Here is a 22,231-nt window from a genome sequence, read left to right on the forward strand (position 1 = left end):
AACTGCGGAATGTAAGTTGGAGGGAATAACAAGAATGGCAACTATAAAGGCAGCGATTTTAGGATTTGGAACGGTAGGTCAGGGGATTTACCATATTTTAAATGAAAAACGAGAAGAGCTAAAAAATAAATTAGGTATTGAATTAGAGGTAGCGAAGATTTTAGTGACAGATGCTAGTCGTGAACGTGTACCAGGCACAGCACATTTAATGACAACAAGTATGGATGAAGTCTTAGCAGAGCCAGGAATGCAGGTAGTGTTTGAAGCAATTGTGAACGAAGAACCTGCATACAGTTATTTAAAGCGAGCGGTGGAACATAAGTGTCATGTTATTACTGCCAATAAAGTGATGTTTGCCAAACGAGGTTTGGAGTTGCAGGATCTTGCAAAAGCTAATGGTGTTTTTGTAGGCTATGAGGCTACTACTGCTGGTGGCGTACCTGTTATAAAAACAATGAAAAATATCTTACTTGTAAATGATGTAAGTCGTATACAAGGTGTCTTAAATGGCACATGTAATTATATTTTAACAAAAATGCGTGCACAGGGCTGGTCGTTCGAAACAGCTTTAAAAGAGGCACAAGGCTTAGGTTATGCCGAAGCAGATCCATATAATGATATATCTGGGCAGGATGCATTTAAAAAATTAATGATATTAAGTGCCTTAGCTTTTGGTGAGCAGCCTGACTGGTCTGATGTAGAGGTAATTGGGATCGATAGTATCTCTGCTGAACAAGTTCATGGAGCATGTGAAAAGGGTCTACGTTACCGCCATGTAGCTGAAGTGGAAAAACTAGCTGACGGTAAGATTGTTGCAAAAGTAGGTCCTCAACTAGTTGATAAAGAGCACCCACTTTATCCAGTCGACGATGTGTTCAATGCGGTGGCATTAGAGACTAACTATATTGGTACATTAACATTAATCGGTCCTGGAGCAGGGATGTATCCAACAGCGAGTGTCATGGTAGAAGATTATGCTGAAATCATTGGGAAAAGAGCAGGATTTGTTGTGACAATCTAATAAAAGCTTTAAAAAAGGCCCGCCATTCAACAATGTTCAATTGTATGAATGGTGGGCTTTTAGTCTTCATCTTTGACGTCTATGTCCTCTGGAATAGGAGTAGCTCGCCAAATTTCAATTTCCTCTTTTATACGTTCCAATTGTTTAAAATAAGTGCTGAATTGTCCGCTATTGATTAAAATTTGTTGGCCATCGTAAACAGAACGGATGCGTCCTTCATAAATTAGACGCATAACTTGATCCTCAGGCATACCAAGATCAATAGCTGTCTCTTCAATTGATTTGTACATACGATTCGCTCCTTTTACTGTTTTTATTATAACGTCCATTCATGAGAAAACATACTATTGGAATTAAAAGAAAAGTAAAAATGATAATTGTTTGATTTTGGATAAATATGTATGATTAGTATTGATAACGTAGTGAAGCGGGGATGAGTTGATAAATGCTAAATTCATTGTTTGTATTACTAGCAGCTATTCTATGGGGAATGACAGGTACTGTCCAAACATATTTGGATCAAGGGGTATCTCCAATAGCAGTGGCCATGATTCGTTCTGCAATTGGTGGCAGTTTATTATTAGTTATTACGATTATAATGAGGAAAATTAACTTTTTAAGGTGGTCATGGAAATGGACAATTTTAGCTGCGGCTAGTATTGCGCTTTTCCAAGGTCTTTTCTTCTCATCCATTCGCCTAACAGGTATAGCCATTGGAACTGTTGCTACTATTGGTAGTGCACCAGTGTTTTCTGGTGTTTTAGAGTGGCTAGTATGGAAAAAACGTCCCACAGCGGTATGGGGACTTGCTACATTGATGGCCATTATCGGATGTCTTTTATTGTTTATGAATAATGGAGAAAATTCTGTTCACGTTGGCGGATTCATATTAGCGCTTTGTGCAGGTTTATCCTTTGCATTTTACACAAACATAAGTAAAAAATTAATGGCACAAGAAGAGGCATTACCCGCAGTTGCTATGACATTCTCCATTTGCGCTTTGTTTTTACTGCCGTTTTCTTTACAAGGTGGATTTTCCTGGTTAGTAAATGTGCACAACTTATGGACAATGTTATTTATGGGGATTATGTGTACAAGTGTAGCGTATTTCCTGTTTTTAAGTGGACTACAAAAAATTAGTTCATCCTCAGCTGTAACACTTTCATTAGCAGAACCCTTGACTGCTGCAATTCTTGGTGTGTTTTTAGTTGGAGAACACTTAAGTGTAGTTTCCTGGCTTGGAGTAGCGATGCTTTTAGGTGGCATTGTTGTTTTAACATTGGGTGGGAGAAAAAAGCTAAAACCTTAAGAAATTCTTCATTTTTATAATAGCTGGTTTTTAAGATTTAGAAGATACACTTATATTTGAGAGCGAGGTGTATATCATGACGAAATTAACAGTTCTTGTTACAGATGACGATCAAGATATTCGTGATGGTATTGAAATCTATTTAAAAAATGAAGGCTATCATGTCATTAAAGCAGCAGATGGCTTAGACGCATTAAAAAAGCTAGAGAACAATGAAGTACATTTAATAATTTTAGATATCATGATGCCAAATATGGATGGAATTACAGCAACCTTTAAAATTAGGGAAGAGCGCAATATCCCCATTATTATGCTAAGTGCAAAGGCGGAGGATGGCGATAAGATTCATGGATTATCGGTAGGAGCTGATGATTATGTGACAAAGCCATTTCATCCATTAGAGCTATTGGCACGTGTAAAATCACAGCTGCGCCGTTATGTGCAGCTAGGAACTTATAGTGAGGGAGCTACAAAAGTGGAAATAGACGGACTAGTTCTTGATGAAGAGGCAAAAGAAGTTGTACTAGAAGGAGAACCAGTTCGACTAACCCCGATAGAATATAAAATTACAGAACTATTAATGAAAAATGCAGGGCGTGTGTTTTCGATTCGTGAAATTTATGAACGTGTTTGGAATGAGGAAGCTTATAATGCTGAAAATATTGTAGCTGTTCACATTCGGAAAATACGTGAGAAAATTGAAGCTGATCCGAAAAATCCACGCTATCTAAAGGTGGTATGGGGCGTTGGCTATAAAATGGAAAAATAAACTAGAGAAGTATATGACAATTGCAGGATTTCTAGCAGGCGTTGTTGGACTCATTTATTTTGGTGTTTATGCCTATCAAATTGTCAATTCTCGCTCCTCAGAGGTTTTACAGTTACTAGAAAGAATTTTTTAGAGGAGTGTAAAGACTTATGGTGAAAAAATGGAAATCTCTTCTCGTGTTAATGTGTTTAATCTGGACAGTTTTCGGTATCTTTACTTTTTATCATGTGGGGTACCAGTATATTGGGAAATCATATTTCGAATCGGAAAATTTCCAGCATGAAATCGATAATTTCACTGCAGAACTAGGACCGTTAGTAATTAATGTACCGAATGCAGAGGAATTGAAAAATAAAATTGAGATTACCCAAACTGAAATAGATGATCATCGTAATTACTATGGTACATTAGGGCAGCAAATCGAAAATATTAAAGCACAATATGAACAGCGCATTCAGGAAGCTGTAGATGCCAATGCTACAGAATTAAAGACAAAGCTAGAGACTGAACGGGATACTAAAATTAAAGATATTACCGCAAATTTTGAAGATGATGAGCATGTACGAAAGAAGATTTTTGCAGAAAAAGAAGAACTTATTGATAAATATATCAAAGCCGCTCAAACTGAATCCAAAAGCTTTAGTAAAACCTATGATTATTGGTCATATGAGTTGACAAATACAGAAACTGGTAAAATTTACCGTTCTGGTGATGTTTCTGAAAGTAGTGCCTATAAAATAAAGTATACTGATCGAAAACCGCTATATGCATGGAATATCAGTGATAATTTAAGAGATATTTTTTACCGTACAGAAACGTATGTGAATGTAGATGACCTTTACGAAACGACAGAATATACAGGTGTAATAGCTATCTCTAAAAAAGCAGTAATATCAGAAGATTTGATACAAGGAGGATACCAACAATTTCAACAGTTTCAGCGCAATCAATATACCCATTACTTTATTTGGATCACAAGTATTATAATGGCCGTCTTTGTATGGAGGGGGCGTAAGGACTTATTACAGATAGTTATGAGCATGAAGGAAAAAGATCTATTAACGAAGTATAAAATTGATGTTCAAATTATTCTTTTATTAATAACAGCCTTTATGTATTTCTTTTCAGCACAAGTTGTTTTTGAATCTATAGAATATAATTCAATATATAATAATAATTATGTCCGTTTTATACTCGATATTGCCTTTAAAATAGTTGTTTTAATGGTAATTGGTAGTGCTTTCTTCGTGCAATTAATTTGGTTGTATACAAGAGTAGATACTTTGAAAAAGCTAGAGGAGAATGTGAAATCGAGCTATTTATGGTCACTTGGGGATTCGTTGACTGACTTATTTATTAATCGTTCGATCGCATTACATTCAATTGTAATGCTAGCCGCAGCATTCTTTGGAGGAGGTAGCCTTGTCGCATTCATGACTGGAGTAGGGGGCTTTGCAGTCCTTGTGCTTGGTATTTGTATGCTTATAGGATTTCCTGCTATGATTGTTTTCCTATCAAGAATGGGTTATTTAAACCGTATTATGAAGGATACAAAGGATATGGCTGATGGGCGTTTAAATCGTGATGTAAAGGTAAAAGGGAAATCACCGCTTGCAGGTCATGCAGAAAACCTTAATCATTTACGAGAAGGTGTGCGTACGTCCATGCATGAGCAGGCTAAAAGTGAACGGTTAAAAACAGAGCTGATTACAAATGTGAGTCATGATTTACGTACTCCTTTAACCTCTATAATTACGTATACCGATTTACTGAAGAAGCCAAATATTACAGAGGAAGAACGGAAACAATACATTCATATACTGGATAAAAAGTCTGAACGTTTAAAAGTACTGATTGAAGACCTTTTTGAAGTATCGAAAATGGCAAGTGGTAATATTGAACTTCACCGCAGTCGAGTAGATTTAACACAGCTTATCCAGCAAGCTGTAGGGGAGCATAAAGAGGATTTAACACAGTCACAACTAGATTTACGAATGACCATGCCTCATGATCCAATCTTTGCATATGTGGATGGTCAAAAATGGTGGAGACTTATTGATAATTTAATTGTCAATGTTTTGAAGTATGCGCTAGAGGGAACGCGTGTTTATGTGACATTTAAGCGTACGGCAGATGGCGATGCTGAATTTACGGTGAAAAATGTAGCGAAGTATGAAATTAGTGAAGATGCTGAGGAATTATTTGAACGCTTTAAACGTGCAGATGCCTCACGTCATACAGAGGGCTCTGGGCTTGGATTAGCCATTGCACAATCCATTGTCGATTTACATGGAGCAAGAATGAGCATTGATGTAGATGGCGATTTATTTAAAGTAATCGTTCGAATTCCAGCAGTTTAATGGTAAAAAGGCGGCAAACTTCTGCCGCCTTTTTTATTATAGGCCTAAATTTTTGGCGATAATAACCTTCATGACTTCATTAGTACCAGCATAGATCGACATAACAGGTATATCTCTATATCTTCTAGCGATCTTATATTCCTCCATATAGCCATAGCCACCATGCAATTGCATGCATTGCGTTGCAAGGTCACGTGCATTTTCAGTAATCCAGTATTTTGCCATAGAAACTTTTGTCACAACATCATTCCCTGCGATATGCTCTTCAATCAAGGATTCTAAAAATGATTTACCAAGCTCGATTTTAGTAGCCATTTCAGCTATTTTAAATTGTGTATTTTGGAAGTCACCGATTGTTTTGCCAAAAGCCTGACGTGATTTCACATAGTCTAGCGTTAATGCAAGCATATCCTCAGCGGCTGTTTGTGCGGCAATCGCTACTGCTAATCGCTCTTGTTGCAGTTTTTCCATCATATAATGAAAGCCCTTGCCTTCTTCTCCAAGTAGGTTTTGAACAGGCACTCGACAATCTTCAAAATAGAGTTCAGCTGTATCTTGGGCATGCATACCAACTTTTTCGAGCTGTCTTCCTTTTGTAAAGCCAGGTGTACCCTCTTCAATAACAAGTAGGCTAATACCACGATGTTTTTTCTCAGCCTGTGGATTTGTTTTCACTGCGACAACCGCTAAGTTTGTATGGATGCCATTTGTTATAAAGGTTTTTTGACCATTTACGATATAATGATCCCCATCGCGAATGGCTGACGTTTTGATATTTGCCAAGTCTGAACCTGTACCAGGCTCCGTCATTGCAATAGCTGTTATATAGTCGCCTGTAACACATTTTGGCAGCCAACGAGATTTTTGTTCGTGTGTACCATATGCTTCGATATATGGGACAACAATATCATTATGCAGGCCAACCCCGATAAGACTTGAGCCTATACGTTCAAGCTCTTCTTGTATAATGACGCCAAAGCTGAAATCCAAGCCCAGTCCGCCATATTGTTCTTCTACTTGTGGGCAAAGATACCCCATATCACCAAGCTTACGCCAAAAAGAAAGCGGAATAAGATGATCCTTTTCCCACTGTGCATAATGCGGTTCAGCTTCTTCAGCTAAAAACTTACGAAAGGTTTTGCGAAATAACTCATGCTCTGTTGTTTCAAATTTATAACGTGTCATTTGAAATAGCACCCCTTTTTCCTCGTAAATACGCGAATTTGCTCGTTCATCTACTATGTTACTGGAAGAAATGTGAAAATAAAAGTGGTATTTAATATGTAAATGACGAAAATGTCATCTATATACAGTGAAATGTCATGTAAAACGAGAGTAACTAATGATATGAAAAGGTAAACTTAAATTTGTCATAGAATAAAGTGACAAGTTCCTACTTTCTCTAGAAGATTATTCAAGTGCTTTAAGCAATATGATTGTTAAGCATAATGATATAATCAATTAAATTATAGACAGAAAGTAGAGGACTTGGTTATGCCAAAAGTAATCGGTGGTGTTCTTTTAATTAGTATTTATAGTGCTTTGACTTTCTATTTAGGGTGGGGAGTAAAGCAGTGGCTTGTAGCAATGGGGTGGTTTCGTTTTCCGGTCTTATTTTGGATCGTGCTGTATATGGTTGCTTTTAGTATTATAATCGGAAGATTACACGAGTCATTACGAGTGTTTTCTGTAATCAGTAATTATTGGATGTTTATCTTTGAATATGGCATATTGCTATGTTTAGTTGCACAATTTATTATTTGGCTCACACCTTTTAAAAATGTGCAAATAATAGGTAGCGTAGCAGTAGCAATCCTATTCTTGTTAAGTATCATTGGCTCCTATTTAGCCTATTCACCAGTTGTTCGTCATTTAGAAATAACAATTGATAAACAAGATAGTGAGTTAAACACACTAAGAGCTGTTGTGGCATCTGATTTTCACTTAGGTGTTTTATCACATAAACGACATTTACAACGTTTTGTCAGTTTAGCTAATGAGGCACAACCAGATATCGTGTTGTTAGCTGGGGATATTGTGGACGATGACCCTAAATGGTTTGTTCAAGAGGGTATGGCAGATGTCATGAAACAATTAACATCTACATATGGAACCTATGGTATATTAGGTAACCATGAATATTATGGCAAAAAAATTCCTGAATTTATTAAGGAAATGGAAAATGCCAATGTGAAAATGCTCCTAGATGAAACAATTCTTATAGAAGATGCGTTTATATTAACAGGGCAAGAGGACAGAACGAATAAAGAAAGAAAACCACTTGAGGTACTAAAGCCTTCTGCTAATTTACCATGGCTTGTAATGAATCATACACCTGACGACTTGATCACGCCATCCGAAATGGGCGTTGATTTACATATGTCTGGTCATACACACAAGGGACAACTGTGGCCGAATCAGTATATAACAGCTCGTGTATTTGAACTGGATTATGGTTATAAGTTGAAGGAACAGATGCATACACTTGTTTCATCAGGCTATGGCTTCTGGGGCCCACCAATGCGAATTGGCAGTAGATCAGAGCTTTGGGTAGTAGATATAACATTTAAATAGTATGTGATAATCTAACAATCGGCTTCTTAGGTGAAATGGCAGTAGTATATAAAAACGTAGTATTTTATAATAAGTGGGTATTTGATTAAAAAAGGTAAGGTGACATGGTGGAAATTATAGAATTATTAAAAGCATTAATATTAGGCTTTGTCGAGGGTATGACAGAATTTGCACCAGTATCTTCTACGGGGCATATGATTATCGTGGATGATATGTGGTTAAAGACTGAGGAGTTTTTAGGGAAATATCCTGCCAACACATTTAAAATTGTTGTACAACTTGGTTCCATATTAGCGGTTATCGTAGTTATGTGGAAACGTATGCTAAGCTTAGTTGGTTTATATAAAATTGAAGGTCAAGCTAAGTCCATAAATGGCCGCTTTAACTTATTGCATGTTATTGTTGGTATGCTACCAGCAGTTGTCTTAGGTTTTGCATTCAAGGATTTTATTGACGACCATCTTTTTAAAGTAGAGCATGTTGTTTATGCACTCGTGGCAGGAGCAATTCTAATGATTGCTGCAGATAAGTTGGCACCGAGAAAACCAAAAGTAGATTCTTTAGATAAGATTTCTTATGGTTTAGCATTTAAGGTAGGGCTAGTACAATGCCTATCTCTATGGCCAGGTTTTTCTCGTTCAGGTGCAACGATTTCGGGTGGGGTACTATTTGGTATGAGTCACCGTGTTGCAGCTGATTTTACATTCATTATGGCTGTGCCAATCATGGCAGGAGCTAGCCTCGTATCCGTTTTGAAAAACTGGGATACTTTATCAATGGACTATTTTGGCTTCTATGCTGTAGGATTTATTAGTTCGTTCGTCTTTGCATTACTGTCCATTAAGTTCTTCTTAGCGCTTATTTCAAAGGTAAAATTAATGCCTTTTGCCATTTATCGTTTAGTTTTAGCCGCAGTTCTTTGCGTTATCATTTTCATGTAAACAATAAGTCACGCTTCTTCTTCAAGAAGCAGTGGCTTTTTTTGCGTTAAAATTATTGAATCATCCATCCATTTTTTCAATAAAGTGAAAGAAAATGAGTATAAAGAATCATTTTAATGCATAAATTAAAAGCGGATTATAATAATATTAGACAACATTTACCTACATATTGTTCATTTAACTGTTTTGAGATTATAATTGATACATAAAGTGTCTAATTATTTGTTGTTTTTTTATAAAAAGTAGGAATATAGACTTATTAAAATATATGATTAAATATATGAGGTGGAGAAAATGTTTCAACTTATTAATAGATCTAAGAAAAATACAATTGAAATAAGCAATGAAGCAACAATCGGTATTTTTATAGAGGATCCAGACCGTTTACTACAATTAAATCTTGTAGGGTTAAGTGTGCATGATCTTCAGCTAATTAATAGTTTAAAACCATATGTAGAAAGAAATGTAGTAGAAGTGGTAGCTGCATTTTATCATGCAATAGAAAGTGTTCCTTCCTTACAAAAGGTTATTCAATCACATAGCTCCAGCGAACGTTTAAGACAGACATTACGTCACCATATTATTGAAATGTTTGAGGGGCGAATAGATGAAGCCTTTTTAGAGAAGCGAAGACGTGTGGCAAAAATGCATGTAAAGATTAATTTATATCCGAAATGGTATTTAGCTGCTTTTCAAATACTTGAGAAATCACTTCGCAAAATAGTGTATGAACTACGATTACCAAAGGGCGAAGAAGAGAAGTTTTGTGATGCTATCAGTAAAATATGTAATTTTGAACAACAAATCGTTTTAGAAGAATACGATAGCTACGCAAGTATACTAATTGAAACACAACGCAATAATGTTAGGGACCATGTAAAGGATGTTATAGGCGGAATTTCTACACAATTAGAGGTTCAATCACAAACTACGACTGAAACAGTAACAGAACTTGTATATAGCGCCAAGCGTGTCAACGCTTCTTTGAAGGAAAGTATGTATGAGGCAGAATCAATGCAAAAAGTTTCTAGTGAAGGCTATAGTAAAATACTATCTATTAATGAGCAAACAGGGAAGATTCATTATAAGACCGTAGAAATGGGAAATATGGTGGAGCAATTAGATGCATCCTCTTCTAAAATAAATGCCGTTGTAGAAATTGTGAAAAGTATTTCTGGCCAAACAAATTTACTTGCGTTAAACTCTGCAATTGAGGCGGCACGTGCTGGTGAGCATGGTAAAGGATTTGCAGTTGTTGCAAACGAAGTACGCAAGCTTGCGGAGCAAACAAAAAGCTCTGTTGAGCAGATTGCTGAGTTAATCATGACGTCAAATGGTATCACAACACAAGTTGTACAAGCTATTCAGGACATACAGGAGCTTGTAAATAGTAGTATTGAACGTAATGCTGAATCCCTAAAAGCTTTTGATGCGATTTCTGGTTCTGTAGAAAATTCGATCTCAAATTTCCAAAAAGTTGATAATCAAGTATCTGAATTAGCTACTATTATTGAATCGATTGGTAAATCTTCGGAAGAGTTAGAGAGGGTGGCTAATCGCTTGAATACAACTATAAGAGAGTTTTAAAAGAAACATAGCTATGCATAACTATCTATGCATAGTTTTTTTGTATGTGAATTAGGATAAAAGGTCTTATTTTACGGATAAATCAACTAATAGGCTGATGAATTAGCTAATAACAAATTTTATAGAAAGAGGAAGATTACAAAACCCTAGAAAATGCTTGTTTTAAGTGTTACGCTATAGGCGAATTAGGGAATTGAGTAGAGGGGTGTTTGGAGCATGAAAAAGAAATTATTTATAACACGTAAGTTTCCTACACATATTGTTGAACTGCTACAGGAATTTTATGAAATCTCACAATGGGATGAGGAAGAAATTGTGATTCCACGTGAAAAATTGCTAGCAGCTGTCGCTGACTGTGAGGTACTGTGGGTAACGATAGCCGATCAAGTAGATGAAGAATTACTTTCGCATGCACCCAACTTAAAATTAGTGACGAATTTAGCAGTTGGATATAATAATATCGATGTGAAGGCTTTAAAAAAACGAGGCATTATGGCGACAAATACGCCTGGTGTTCTAACTAATACAACTGCTGATTTAGTATTTGGCTTACTGCTTGCAACTGCTCGTAGAATTCCAGAAAGTGAAAGATATTTACGTGAGGGTAACTGGAAAAGCTGGTATCCAATGCAACTGGTTGGCAAGGATGTTTCAGGAGCTACAATTGGCATTATTGGCATGGGGAGAATTGGCCAAGCCGTTGCTAGAAGAGCAAAAGGGTTTGATATGAAAATCTTGTATAATAATCGCAGACGTCGTCATGAAGCAGAAGAAATGTATGGCTTCCAGTATGTTTCGCTGGAGGATCTATTAAAGAAATCTGATTTTGTTGTGATTATGACACCTTATAATAGTGATACGGAAGGACTTATTGGTGCAAAGGAACTTGCTTTGATGAAAGAAGACGCGGTATTAATTAATGCCTCACGTGGTGGAATTATTGATGAGGATGCGCTGTACGATGTTCTGAAAAATGGGAAGCTTTGGGCTGCAGGACTAGATGTGTTTGAACAAGAGCCGATTGCGATGGATCATCCTTTATTAACACTTCCAAATGTAGTAGCTCTGCCACATATCGGTAGCGCATCATTAGAAACGAGAACGGCTATGCTAATGTTAAATGTAAAAGCCTTGACTGCTTATGGACAAGGAAAGGCAATATCCAATCGAATTGATTAAAAAGAGGAGCATATCGGTGAAAGATATGCTCCATTTTTTTATCTATTGAATAAATCGAATAAGCCGCCGATACCGCCTTCACCTTTAGATTGACCGCCTCCACCTTGCGAAATAGGTGCAGCTGCAAAGACACGACTGGCTAAACGGCTAAATGGTAATGATTGTACCCACACTGTTCCAGGGCCACGTAATGTAGCAAAGAAGATTCCTTCGCCTCCAAACAGGGCTGTTTTTACGCCTCCAACCATTTCAATATCGTAATCCACATTGGATGTCATTGCTACAAGACATCCTGTATCCACACGTAAAACTTCACCTGGTTGTAATGTTTTTTCGTGAATGGCTCCTCCTGCATGAACAAACGCCATGCCGTCACCTTCTAGCTTTTGCATAATGAAGCCTTCACCACCGAAGAAGCCTACTCCAATTTTTTTCTGAAATTCAACGCCAACAGAGACCCCTTTAGCAGCAGCTAAGAATGCATCTTTTTGACAGATAATTTTACCGTTTAATTGGCTTAAATCCATCGGAATAATCTTCCCTGGGTATGGTGATGCGAAATAAACATGCTTCTTACCTGAGCCAACGTTTGTGAATGTTGTCATGAATAAGCTCTCACCTGTTATTAGGCGTTTTCCGGCACCTAATAATTTACCCATTAGACCACTTTGTGAGCCACCTCGTGAGCCGTCACCAAAAATAGTTTCCATATGGATCGAATCATCCATCATCATTAACGCTCCTGCTTCTGCAACCACTGTTTCCTGAGGGTCAAGCTCAACTTGCACATATTGCATGTCGTCACCAAATAACTTGTAGTCAATTTCATGATTATTCATAAAGGGATTCCTCCAAAAATAAATTTAATGGTATTGTATACGATTATAAGCTACATTGGTTTCAATAGAAAATTAAATATTTTAGAAAAAAAGGGAATTAGTTAGAAAATGTCGAATATAAAAAACTAGAATGTGTATTATTTATTTTCATTTAACTAAGGGTATTGTGAATATACATAACCTTAAGAGGCTTCTAAAATTAGAAGTCATCCTTTATATTGAGGTAAGGAAGTTAAGTGGAAATAAAGTCTCAGGCAGTTGTCACCGATTATTATGGAAATGCTAGTATTACAGGGTGTGGTGTATATTGAAAATTCGGAATTTTGACATATTTTATCTCCATTCACTCCAAGATTCCTAATGAGACATTTATTCTTTTGGTGGGAGCAATTATTGATTGTATGGAGATAAAGCCACTGGTAACTGTCACGAATAGTGCAACGTGCAAGCACATTCCACTGTTTCGGACGCAATTATCCAAAGGCGAAATGGATTCTGGTTAAATTCATAGACTTATACCTATGGGATACGACTGGTACAACAGCTGAGGCATCATAGAGTATTTCAGGGGGTGTATGTAGTGGAGATTAAAAACTATATCGGTGGTAAATGGATCACACATTCACATTTACAAAGTATAGCAGTGACGAACCCTGCAAACGGTGAGCAGCTTGCTACCATTCCACGTTCTACTTCGAATGAGGTAGGCGAGGCTGTAGCTGTTGCTAAACAAGCACAAAAGAGCTGGGCACTTATACCAGCACCAAAACGTGCAGATTATTTATATGCCATCGGTCAAAAAATGAAAGAGAAAAAAGAACATTTGGCGACCGTTTTAACAAAAGAGATGGGCAAGGTCATTGAAGAGGCTAGAGGAGAAGTCCAAGAAGGAATTGATATGGCATACTATATGGCTGGTGAAGGACGTAGATTATTTGGTGAAACAACACCGTCTGAGCTTGCCAATAAATTTGCTATGAGTGTAAGGGCACCTATAGGCGTTGTAGCACTCATTACACCTTGGAATTTCCCTGTTGCTATCGCCACGTGGAAGTCATTTCCTGCCATTGTTGCAGGGAATACATTCATTTGGAAACCGTCTAATGAGACTCCAATGATGGCCTATGAAATGGGTAAAATTTTTGAGGAAGTAGGCTTACCAGATGGTGTTGCTAATATCGTATTTGGTACAGGACCTACAGTTGGCACAGCATTAATTGAACACCCTGACGTCAAGGTTATTTCGTTTACAGGTTCTACAACAACCGGCAGTAAAGTAGCTGAGCTTGGCGGGAAGCATTTGAAAAAGGTTTCTTTAGAGATGGGTGGCAAAAATGCTGTTATTGTCATGAATGATGCTGATTTACAGCTAGCTACAGAAGGGATTTTATGGAGCGCATTTGGTACTGCTGGGCAAAGGTGTACAGCATGTAGCCGAGTCATTGTGCATAAAGATGTAAAAGAACAATTAGAGAAACGTCTCTTAGATGAAATGCAAAAGCTCACAATTGGGGATGGTCTAGACGAGGGAGTAAAAATCGGGCCAGTGATTAATAAAGCAGCATTGGAAAAAATTAATCACTATGTACAAATAGGTAAACAAGAGGGTGCTACATTATTAGCAGGTGGCAGGATACTAAATGAACCACCTTATGATAAGGGGTTCTATTATGAGCCAACATTGTTTACGAATGTGAAGCCTGACATGATTATTGCCCAAGAAGAAATCTTTGGTCCAGTCGTATCTCTAATTGAAGTGGCAAGTTTGGAAGAAGCAATTGAAGTAAATAATGGTGTGAAATTTGGCTTATCTAGCTCAATATTCTCACAGGATGTCAATACAATTTTCCGCGCACAACGTGATTTAGACACAGGTATCGTTTATGTAAATGCTGGCACAACAGGTGCTGAAATCCATTTGCCATTTGGAGGTACTAAAGGGACAGGAAATGGGCACCGTGATTCAGGTGTAGCAGCCCTAGATGTATACACAGAGTGGAAAAGTATTTATGTAGACTACAGCGGTAAATTACAAAGAGCACAAATCGATACAGAGTAACAGATCAACGAAAGGGGATGTTCTTGATGAAAGTTGTTGTATTAGGTGCAGGTTTAATGGGGAAAGAGGTAGCTCGTGATTTAATAAAAAACGATAAAGTGGAGCGTGTGTATTTAGGTGATATCGACGTGAAAGTTGCACAGGACTTTGTAGATACGCTAGATACAAATAAGGTAGAAGTGGTAGAGCTACACGCAGAACGTGACGATTCATTAATGAACGTTATTTCGAAGGGTGATGTTGCCGTCAATGCATTGTTTTATTCGTTCAATGAACGAGTAGCAAGAGCAGCTATTGAGGCAGGTGTCCATTCTGTTGATTTAGGTGGTCATATTGGTGGCGTTACAGAGAAGATATTAGATTTACATGAGGAAGCAAAGGCGAAGGGTGTTACAATTATCCCTGATTTAGGTGTTGCTCCTGGCATGGTCAATATTCTTGCGGGCTATGGTGCTTCAAAATTAGATGAAGTAGAATCTATTAAACTATTTGTTGGTGGTATTCCAACTGAGCCAAAACCTCCGCTTCATTATACACGCGTATTTTCTTTAGATGGCGTATTCGATCATTATACTGAGCCTTCAAAAACGATTCAGAAGGGCAAGCTTGAAGAAGTTCCATCCCTATCAGGCGTTGAACCTATTTATTTTGATGATTTCGGTGTGCTTGAGGCATTTTATACATCTGGTGGTATCTCCACATTGTATAAGACATTCCCGAATGTCCGCACATTAGAATATAAAACCATCCGTTATAAAGGCCATGCTGAGAAATTTAAACTTTTAGCAGACTTAGGCTTCCTTGATTCTGCGAATAAGGTAGAAGTGGATAATCAAGAAGTGCCTGTTCGTGCAGTTGTACGAGAGGCACTCAAAAAGAAACTTGAATTGGGCACAAAACCTGATGCTGTATTGTTACGTGTTATTGTAGCGGGTGAAAAGGCCCAACAGCAGGTGACATATGAATATGAAATGGTTGTACGGAAAGACATGACAATTAATGAAACAGCTATGGCACGTGCTACCGCTAATACGATATCAGTTGTTGCTCAAATGATTGGTGCCGGTGCTATTACAGAGCATGGTGTATTCCCGCCTGAAGCAATCGTGCCAGGTGATACGTATATTGAAGAGATGGCTAAACGAGGTGTGGTCATTAAAGAGACATCACACAAGTCTGCTATGATTGTGAAATGGTAGGTGCTAACCATGAACTTTGAAATGTCCACTGAGCAGGAAATGCTAAGAAAAACAGTAAGACAGTTTGTTGATGAGGAAATCATTCCCTATATTGCGAAATGGGATGCTGAAGGTGGCTTTGATGCTAATATTTGGTCCAGACTGGCTGAGCTTGGCTTAATGGGGGTTTGTGTTCCTGAACAATACGGAGGTAGTGGCATGGATTATAATGCACTTGCTATCGTATGTGAGGAGCTTGAACGGGGAGATACGGCATTTCGCACAGCCGTATCTGTCCATACAGGTTTAAATAGCATGACCCTAATGCAGTGGGGGACTGAAGAGCAAAAGCAGCGATACCTTGTTCCACAAGCTAAAGGTGTACGAATTGGAGCTTTTGGTCTCACAGAGCCAGGGGCTGGGTCTGATGTAGCTGCCATGTCAACAACTGCTGTACGTGATGGTAATCATTATATCCTCAATGGGCAAAAAACGTGGATCTCCTTATGTGATATTGCAGACCACTTTATCGTATTTGCCTATACTGACAAATCGAAGAAACATCATGGGATTAGTGCGTTTATTGTAGAACGTTCCATGGCTGGCTTTACATCTAAAGCGATTAAAGGAAAATATGGTATTCGTGCTGGTAATACAGGTGAGCTCTTTTTTGAAGATTTACGCGTGCCAATTGAAAACCGACTAGGTGAAGAGGGCGAGGGCTTCAAAATTGCCATGTCTGCGCTAGATAATGGTCGATTTACAGTAGCGGCAGGTGCTGTTGGTTTGATCCAAGCTTGCATAGAGGCTAGTGTGAAGTACTGTCATGAACGGGAAACATTTGGCAAACCTATTGGTGAGCACCAGCTTGTAGGACGAATGATAGCTAATATGGAAGCAGGCTATCAAATGAGTCGTCTCCTTGTCTATCGTGTAGGAGAATTGAAAAATAAAGGTGTTCGAAATACTCGAGAGACATCATTGGCAAAATGGCAATCTTGTGATTTTGCCAATAAGGCTGCGGATGATGCGGTACAGATTCATGGAGCCTATGGCTATTCAGACGAGTATCCAGTTGCCCGTTATTTAAGAAACTCCAAAGCACCAGTTATTTATGAAGGGACTCGCGAAATTCATACTATTATGCAGGCGGATTATGTATTGGGAAGACGCCAAGATAAGCCTTTAAAAAATATGTTGCCTAAATGGCCATTTGAAGAATAAACGAGAGGGAAGTGTTTCCCTTTCGTTTTTTGTAGTGCCTTAACTTAGAAAATTTCAGAAAAATGTAACTTTCCTCTTTTTTACTAGTCTAATTAATAAACAAGTATATGAAGGAGAGGAAAAATGATGAAAAGTAAATGGTTCGCAATTATGCTGATAATTGTTCTAGCTATCGTGCCTGGAATTTTTACATGGATAGTGAATACAGATGTGACGGCAAAGGCGGCTAGCGCAAGTATGGCAACACAAAACTGGCAAGCATCTTTTTCAGTTGCTTTAAAGAAAAACAAAATAACTGAGGAATATGTCTATATCACTACGGAAAAAGGACGCAAAGTACCTGCAACAATTGAATTGTTGGAAGATCAAAAAACGATAGTGGTGAAAAAGTTAGCACCAGGTAATTATCAATTGCATGTAAAAAAGGAGGCCTTTGCACAAGGCGGACTGAATGTAGCTTCACAGACAATTCCATTTACAATTATCGAGACATTAACAGCCGTTAAATCGGAGAACGAGTTACAGCAGTATTTTAAAAAGTTGTTAACAACTCAAAGAGTAGAAATTAGAGAAGAAGAGAGCTTACAAAGTACAGCAAGTGAAGATAAAGCAACTGCTAATAATGAGTCTACAACTAATAATCAAGTAGAGGGGGTAGAAGAGGGAGACATTGTAGTTGTAAAAGATGGCTTTATTTACACTGCAAAAGATCAGAGCATTACAGTTGTGAATGCTAAAGATCCTAAGAATTTAAAGATGGCTACAAATATAAAATTAAAACATTCCCAATATATTTCTAAGCTTGCGCTATATGACAATCTATTAATTGCCATCGGGGATCAATATATTGAAAAAGCTGGAACAGCTATGGTAACAGCCTCAATTTATGATATTTCCAATCCAAGCAATCCAAAGCATGTACGTGATGTTGGGCAGGAAGGCTTCTTGCAGGATATTCGCATAACAAAAGACACATTATATTTAATTGGTAATATGTATCCTAATTATTGGATGCTACAAGAAGACAAGAAAACCGATTTAAAGCCTAAAACATTTGATAGTATAGCAGGAACAGAGTACAAAAGTCTGCCTTTAGAAAAAATCTCAATCTTACCAAATACGATGGATGGTACCTATAGTTTAATTACAGCTGTCGATTTAAAAAATGGAGCTAAGACAACGGCCAATACGAAAGGGTACTTAGGTGGAAGTAGTGGTCTTTATATGTCAGAGAATGCCCTGTATTTAACGACACCAATGTATGAAAGTAATATTGATGTTTCATCAGAAAAGCGCGCCATGGATATGATTTGGTTACCGAGGTCAGCCGACACTCAAATTTTCAAGTGGAATGTAGATGGAACGACTTTGAACTTTGTCGGAAGTACGGAAGTAAAGGGAACTGTGTTAAATCAGTATTCAATGGATGAATATAAGGGGAACTTCCGAATCTTTACAACAGAAGGTAATACGTGGAATGAGAAAAGTACTTCCTATAACCATCTCTTTATTTTGGATGAACATTTGAAAACGCTTGGTTCAGTAAAAGATATGGCGCCTGGAGAAAAGATATATTCAGCTAGATTTATGGGAGAAAAAGCATATGTGGTGACATTTAAACAAGTGGATCCACTATTTGTCATTGATGTAGCGAATCCGAAAAAGCCTGCTGTACTAGGGGAATTGAAGATTCCTGGCTTCAGTAATTACCTGCATCCATTAGATGATACGCATTTAATTGGTATTGGTTATGATACGGAGCAACGCTATGATTCGTATACGAAACGTAATTTTACTGTGACAACCAATATGAAGATGTCCCTATTCGATGTATCAGACTTCCGAAATCCAAAAGAGCAATCAACCGTAAAAATTGGTGGGAAAGGTTCTTCCTCTGAAGTGCAATACAATCCTAAAGCGCTATTCCGCAATAAGGAATTCAACTATTTTGGCTTCCCTGTAGTACTGTATGAGGCAGGTAAGGGAGACGAAGTTGTCTATCAAGGTCATGGTGCTCAAATTTATGAGATTACTGCAGAGAAAGGAATTGTATTGAAAGGAAATATAATCAATCGTAATAATAATGAGTCCTATGAAAGTTGGGAGCAGGTTGTACAACGCGTTGTCTATATAGATGATACGCTATATACAATAGCACGTAACGAAGTAAAGAGCTATCAGTTAAGTGACTTCAAGCCTTTAGATACACTAACAATAAAATAATAAGAAAAACAAAACAGTCAATTGAAAGGTATCAAGTAGCCTTCTACTCTAATCCTGTTATCTTTTTAGCAACGGTTTTCAACGATAGTGAAGGTGTTCATTATTCTTTATGAAGAGATGTTGTCACCCATCACTTCTCTGCATTGAAAATAAGAGTTTATTCACGCTAAGAATACAGATAATGGGCTATTTGATCACTATGCTACTATGAAAAGGAAAGTCTTTTGCAGAATGGTTCATTGGAGTGGAGCCAGCGTCACTCCTAGGGGTAGCGTCACAGATGAGACCCTGGAGTGAACGTAAGTGAGTGAAGCGGCTCATCGGACGCCCCCTGTAAAGGACGCTGGCGGAACGGAAATCAACCTCTCACCTTGCAAAGTTGCTTTTTCTACCGTTGACATCATCTTTTTTCAACAAAAAGGAAAGTCCAATGAATATCGAAATTCATTGGACTTTTCTTTGTAAATACTATTGGCGATATGGCAGTATTTCGGATACAGTCACAAATTCATAGCCCTGCTCTTGTAAATAGGAGAGAACAGCGTCAAGTCCGTCTGCAGTAGATTGATGAATATCATGCATTAAGACAATGGCATTATTGTGTAAATTATTTTTCACGTGTGGTAATAGCTGCTGTGCATTTCGATGTTTCCAATCCAATGTGTCGATTGACCATAGCACTACAGGGATAGGAATCTCAGCATTAATGGTGTCATTAGTTGCACCGTATGGTGGTCTAAAAACTGTGGCACCTTGATTGATTGCCTTCTCAATTTCAGTGGCAGTAGTGTTATATTCTTTCATCACTTGTTCCTGCGTAAGCTTTGTTAAGACAGGGTGGTTCCACGAATGGTTTCCAATTTCATGACCGCGCGCAAGAACATCCTTTACGATGTCAGGATAGTATTGTACACGACTACCGAGCATGAAGAAAGTAGCCTTTGCGTGATACTTATCAAGAATATTTAAAATTTGCTCCGTCACTTTTGGATGTGGACCATCATCAAATGTTAAAGCAATACGTTTTTTATTCGGATCACCAGTTGGTGGTGGATTAACTGGTTTTACATTTTCCATTGCGATTTGAAATTCGGAGGCTAACAATGGGTTAATAAGCGAAAGGGGTAGTTTCACTATTGGGGTACCTGCTGCTCCACTAGCAATCTCATATTCATCGAAATAGATTTGTAATGAATCGTCAACAATAGCAAAGCGATTGAAGTTAGACCATTTTGGTTCTGTAGCTTTTAATAATTCATCGTTGAAAAGCTCATCCTTTAATTGGAGGTTTTTTTGCAAATCTTTTCGGACGTTTACAGCCAACGTAGATAAGTTATTCTCATCATTTTGTAAGAGCGTTTGGATCGTAACTTGTTCGCCCGTTTCGTTGTTAATGAAGAATGTTTTTGTGGAGACTTCGTGATTTGCTCCACCTACATATAGCATTTTTGTTAGCACAAAGGAATAGTAATGCTCTCGGTATGGAAAAGTTTCAAGACTAATATTTAATTCACCCATAGCTTCTTTATCTTTATTTTTCTTCATCGATGTTAGATAGTTTTCTTTTGAATCCGATATGTACTGTAATACGGCATCATTAAAAACCTCGTTATCTGTTTGCGGGTAATGAATAGCAAATGGTGTTCGTTTGTCATTTGAAACGTCTGTAACAATACGTATGCCTGGAAACGCAGAACTTTCGGTCGATAAATGACTATTCACCGATTCCGTCTCGGATTCTTTTGAAGCACTAATCTTTTGAAACTTGAAGTCATCCTTTGAAAGGATAATAAAAAGTATAATAGTTGTTAAGGTCACAATAAGGCTTAGTAATAAGAAATCAATTATTGGACCGCGTCTTTTTCTGCGTTCCTGCATGGTTTTGGATACGCTCCCCTCTTTTTTATTTTCTATACAATCAGACGTGCCAGTCATTAAAAAAGTTATACAAATCTAGAATCTTTTTATGTATCTTTGTGGAAATTTATTAAGATCACTTTTTCTTCAAGAATCAGCGAATTAATTGTAGTTGTACTTCTATTTAAGAGGTTGTAAAATACCTACTAAAATAGAAAAAACACATGCGTAATATTAGTGTAACTGTAAAAATAAATTGAAAGATAATCCATTGCTTATGAAAAATTTTCAGTTGAGTTTTTATTGGCAGTTCGTTAATATTGGCAAGGAACCTTTTGAAGGAGGCAGATAGCTGCAATGGTCTTACAAGATGCGGATAATGAACTTACGATTGACTGTTTGTTGCTTGCAGGACGCATTATGATTGAAAGTGGTGCAGAAACATACCGCGTAGAGGATACGATGCTGCGTATGGCACATTCTCAAAATATGCCAAATGCTCAATGTTATGCCACACCAACTGGCATCATTTTTTCGTTAGGCAAGACACAGCCAACAAGAATTACATCAATTCCCAGTAGGGTTACAGATTTGCAAAAAATCGCCTTGGTAAATTCAGTATCTCGTAGACTCACATCTCAAATCATAACATTAGAAGAAGCTTATGACGAGTTAAAGTCGATACAAAAAACAAATTATTTTTTACCAACTTATTTGCAAGTTTTGGCAGCTGCGCTTGCTAGTGGTTGTTTCCTTATTATGTTTAAGGGAGGATGGTCGGATTTTCCGATAGCTTTTTTAGCAGGCGGGCTAGGTTTCCTAGTACTTGTAATCATTAATCATTTAACAAGGGTAAAGTTTTTTTCTGAATTTACAGCATCACTCGTCCTCGGCTTTGTTGCCTTCTTTGCAGTAAAGTATGGTTATGGTACTGAACTTGATAAAATTATTATTAGTTCCGTCATGCCACTCGTACCAGGTATCTTGATTACAAATGCTGTTCGTGATTTAATGGCAGGTCATTTTATGTCAGGGATGGCAAAGGGAGTAGAGGCCTTTTTAACAGCCTTTGCTATTGGTGCAGCAATTGCCGTCACACTAGGATTTTAGG

Annotated in this window: 18 protein-coding genes; 14 read left to right on the forward strand and 4 right to left on the reverse strand. The window is 37.7% G+C overall.

Annotated elements, in window-relative coordinates:
* The first annotated feature begins 34 nt into the window (after nt 1-34).
* Entirely contained in the window at nt 35-1,021 is a 987-nt protein-coding gene (locus tag HCH28_RS00315) for a homoserine dehydrogenase (protein WP_221679072.1), read from the forward strand.
* 59 nt (nt 1,022-1,080) lie between these two features.
* Here HCH28_RS00315 and HCH28_RS00320 read toward each other — a convergent pair whose 3' ends face one another.
* Nucleotides 1,081-1,311, reverse strand: coding sequence for a MerR family transcriptional regulator (locus HCH28_RS00320; RefSeq protein ID WP_004229745.1), 231 nt, complete (start codon nt 1,309-1,311; stop codon nt 1,081-1,083).
* A 155-nt stretch (nt 1,312-1,466) separates the two neighbouring features.
* On the opposite strand from HCH28_RS00320, the gene HCH28_RS00325 reads away from it, so the two are divergent.
* The 4 genes from HCH28_RS00325 (at nt 1,467) to HCH28_RS00340 (ending at nt 5,459) form a co-directional block, all read left to right on the forward strand.
* Nucleotides 1,467-2,330, forward strand: a complete 864-nt coding sequence (locus HCH28_RS00325; protein ID WP_221679073.1) for a DMT family transporter — start codon at nt 1,467-1,469, stop codon at nt 2,328-2,330.
* A 76-nt stretch (nt 2,331-2,406) separates the two neighbouring features.
* Nucleotides 2,407-3,099: a response regulator transcription factor gene (locus tag HCH28_RS00330; protein ID WP_004229740.1), complete on the forward strand. Its 693-nt coding sequence runs from the start codon at nt 2,407-2,409 to the stop codon at nt 3,097-3,099.
* Nucleotides 3,077-3,232, forward strand: coding sequence for a hypothetical protein (locus HCH28_RS00335; protein ID WP_004229738.1), 156 nt, complete (start codon nt 3,077-3,079; stop codon nt 3,230-3,232). The genes HCH28_RS00330 and HCH28_RS00335 overlap by 23 nt, the downstream gene beginning before the upstream one ends.
* A 16-nt stretch (nt 3,233-3,248) precedes the next feature.
* Nucleotides 3,249-5,459, forward strand: coding sequence for a sensor histidine kinase (locus HCH28_RS00340; RefSeq protein WP_221679074.1), 2,211 nt, complete (start codon nt 3,249-3,251; stop codon nt 5,457-5,459).
* A 36-nt stretch (nt 5,460-5,495) separates the two neighbouring features.
* Here the strand turns inward: HCH28_RS00340 and HCH28_RS00345 are convergent, their stop codons facing one another.
* Entirely contained in the window at nt 5,496-6,644 is a 1,149-nt protein-coding gene (locus HCH28_RS00345; protein ID WP_221679076.1) for an acyl-CoA dehydrogenase family protein, read from the reverse strand.
* A gap of 309 nt (nt 6,645-6,953) precedes the next feature.
* Between HCH28_RS00345 and HCH28_RS00350 the strand changes: the two genes are divergently transcribed.
* The 4 genes from HCH28_RS00350 (at nt 6,954) to HCH28_RS00365 (ending at nt 11,740) form a co-directional block, all read left to right on the forward strand.
* Nucleotides 6,954-8,033 carry a metallophosphoesterase gene (locus HCH28_RS00350; RefSeq protein WP_221679078.1) on the forward strand — a complete coding sequence of 360 codons (1,080 nt, stop codon included), beginning with the start codon at nt 6,954-6,956 and terminating at the stop codon, nt 8,031-8,033.
* Between the two features lie 104 nt (nt 8,034-8,137).
* A complete protein-coding gene (locus HCH28_RS00355; protein WP_175400802.1) occupies nt 8,138-8,974 on the forward strand; it encodes an undecaprenyl-diphosphate phosphatase in 837 nt (278 codons plus the stop codon).
* Nucleotides 8,975-9,268: 294 nt separating this feature from the next.
* A complete protein-coding gene (locus HCH28_RS00360) occupies nt 9,269-10,561 on the forward strand; it encodes a globin-coupled sensor protein (RefSeq protein WP_221679080.1) in 1,293 nt (430 codons plus the stop codon).
* Between the two features lie 216 nt (nt 10,562-10,777).
* Entirely contained in the window at nt 10,778-11,740 is a 963-nt protein-coding gene (locus tag HCH28_RS00365; RefSeq protein WP_221679082.1) for a 2-hydroxyacid dehydrogenase, read from the forward strand.
* A gap of 38 nt (nt 11,741-11,778) precedes the next feature.
* On the opposite strand, the gene HCH28_RS00370 is transcribed toward HCH28_RS00365, so the two are convergent.
* Entirely contained in the window at nt 11,779-12,579 is an 801-nt protein-coding gene (locus HCH28_RS00370; RefSeq protein WP_004229711.1) for a TIGR00266 family protein, read from the reverse strand.
* Nucleotides 12,580-13,159: 580 nt separating this feature from the next.
* Here HCH28_RS00370 and HCH28_RS00375 point away from each other — a divergent pair.
* The 4 genes from HCH28_RS00375 (at nt 13,160) to HCH28_RS00390 (ending at nt 19,263) form a co-directional block, all read left to right on the forward strand.
* Nucleotides 13,160-14,638, forward strand: a complete 1,479-nt coding sequence (locus HCH28_RS00375; RefSeq protein ID WP_004229708.1) for an aldehyde dehydrogenase family protein — start codon at nt 13,160-13,162, stop codon at nt 14,636-14,638.
* Nucleotides 14,639-14,664: 26 nt separating this feature from the next.
* Nucleotides 14,665-15,837, forward strand: a complete 1,173-nt coding sequence (locus HCH28_RS00380) for a saccharopine dehydrogenase family protein (RefSeq protein WP_004229703.1) — start codon at nt 14,665-14,667, stop codon at nt 15,835-15,837.
* A gap of 9 nt (nt 15,838-15,846) precedes the next feature.
* The gene (locus HCH28_RS00385; protein ID WP_221679084.1) at nt 15,847-17,040 is read left to right on the forward strand and encodes an acyl-CoA dehydrogenase family protein; all 1,194 of its coding nucleotides are present in this window, start codon (nt 15,847-15,849) and stop codon (nt 17,038-17,040) included.
* A 123-nt stretch (nt 17,041-17,163) separates the two neighbouring features.
* Nucleotides 17,164-19,263: a beta-propeller domain-containing protein gene (locus HCH28_RS00390; RefSeq protein ID WP_255600298.1), complete on the forward strand. Its 2,100-nt coding sequence runs from the start codon at nt 17,164-17,166 to the stop codon at nt 19,261-19,263.
* A gap of 468 nt (nt 19,264-19,731) precedes the next feature.
* Here the strand turns inward: HCH28_RS00390 and HCH28_RS00395 are convergent, their stop codons facing one another.
* Nucleotides 19,732-21,141 (reverse strand): polysaccharide deacetylase family protein, encoded by a 1,410-nt coding sequence (locus tag HCH28_RS00395; RefSeq protein WP_255600300.1) that lies wholly within the window; start codon nt 21,139-21,141, stop codon nt 19,732-19,734.
* 336 nt (nt 21,142-21,477) lie between these two features.
* On the opposite strand from HCH28_RS00395, the gene HCH28_RS00400 reads away from it, so the two are divergent.
* Nucleotides 21,478-22,230 (forward strand): threonine/serine exporter family protein, encoded by a 753-nt coding sequence (locus tag HCH28_RS00400; RefSeq protein ID WP_221679087.1) that lies wholly within the window; start codon nt 21,478-21,480, stop codon nt 22,228-22,230.
* Nucleotide 22,231 lies beyond the last annotated feature (1 nt).

This window comes from Lysinibacillus sp. K60, from assembly GCF_019731275.1.
Classification (GTDB): Bacteria; Bacillota; Bacilli; order Bacillales_A; family Planococcaceae; genus Lysinibacillus; species Lysinibacillus capsici.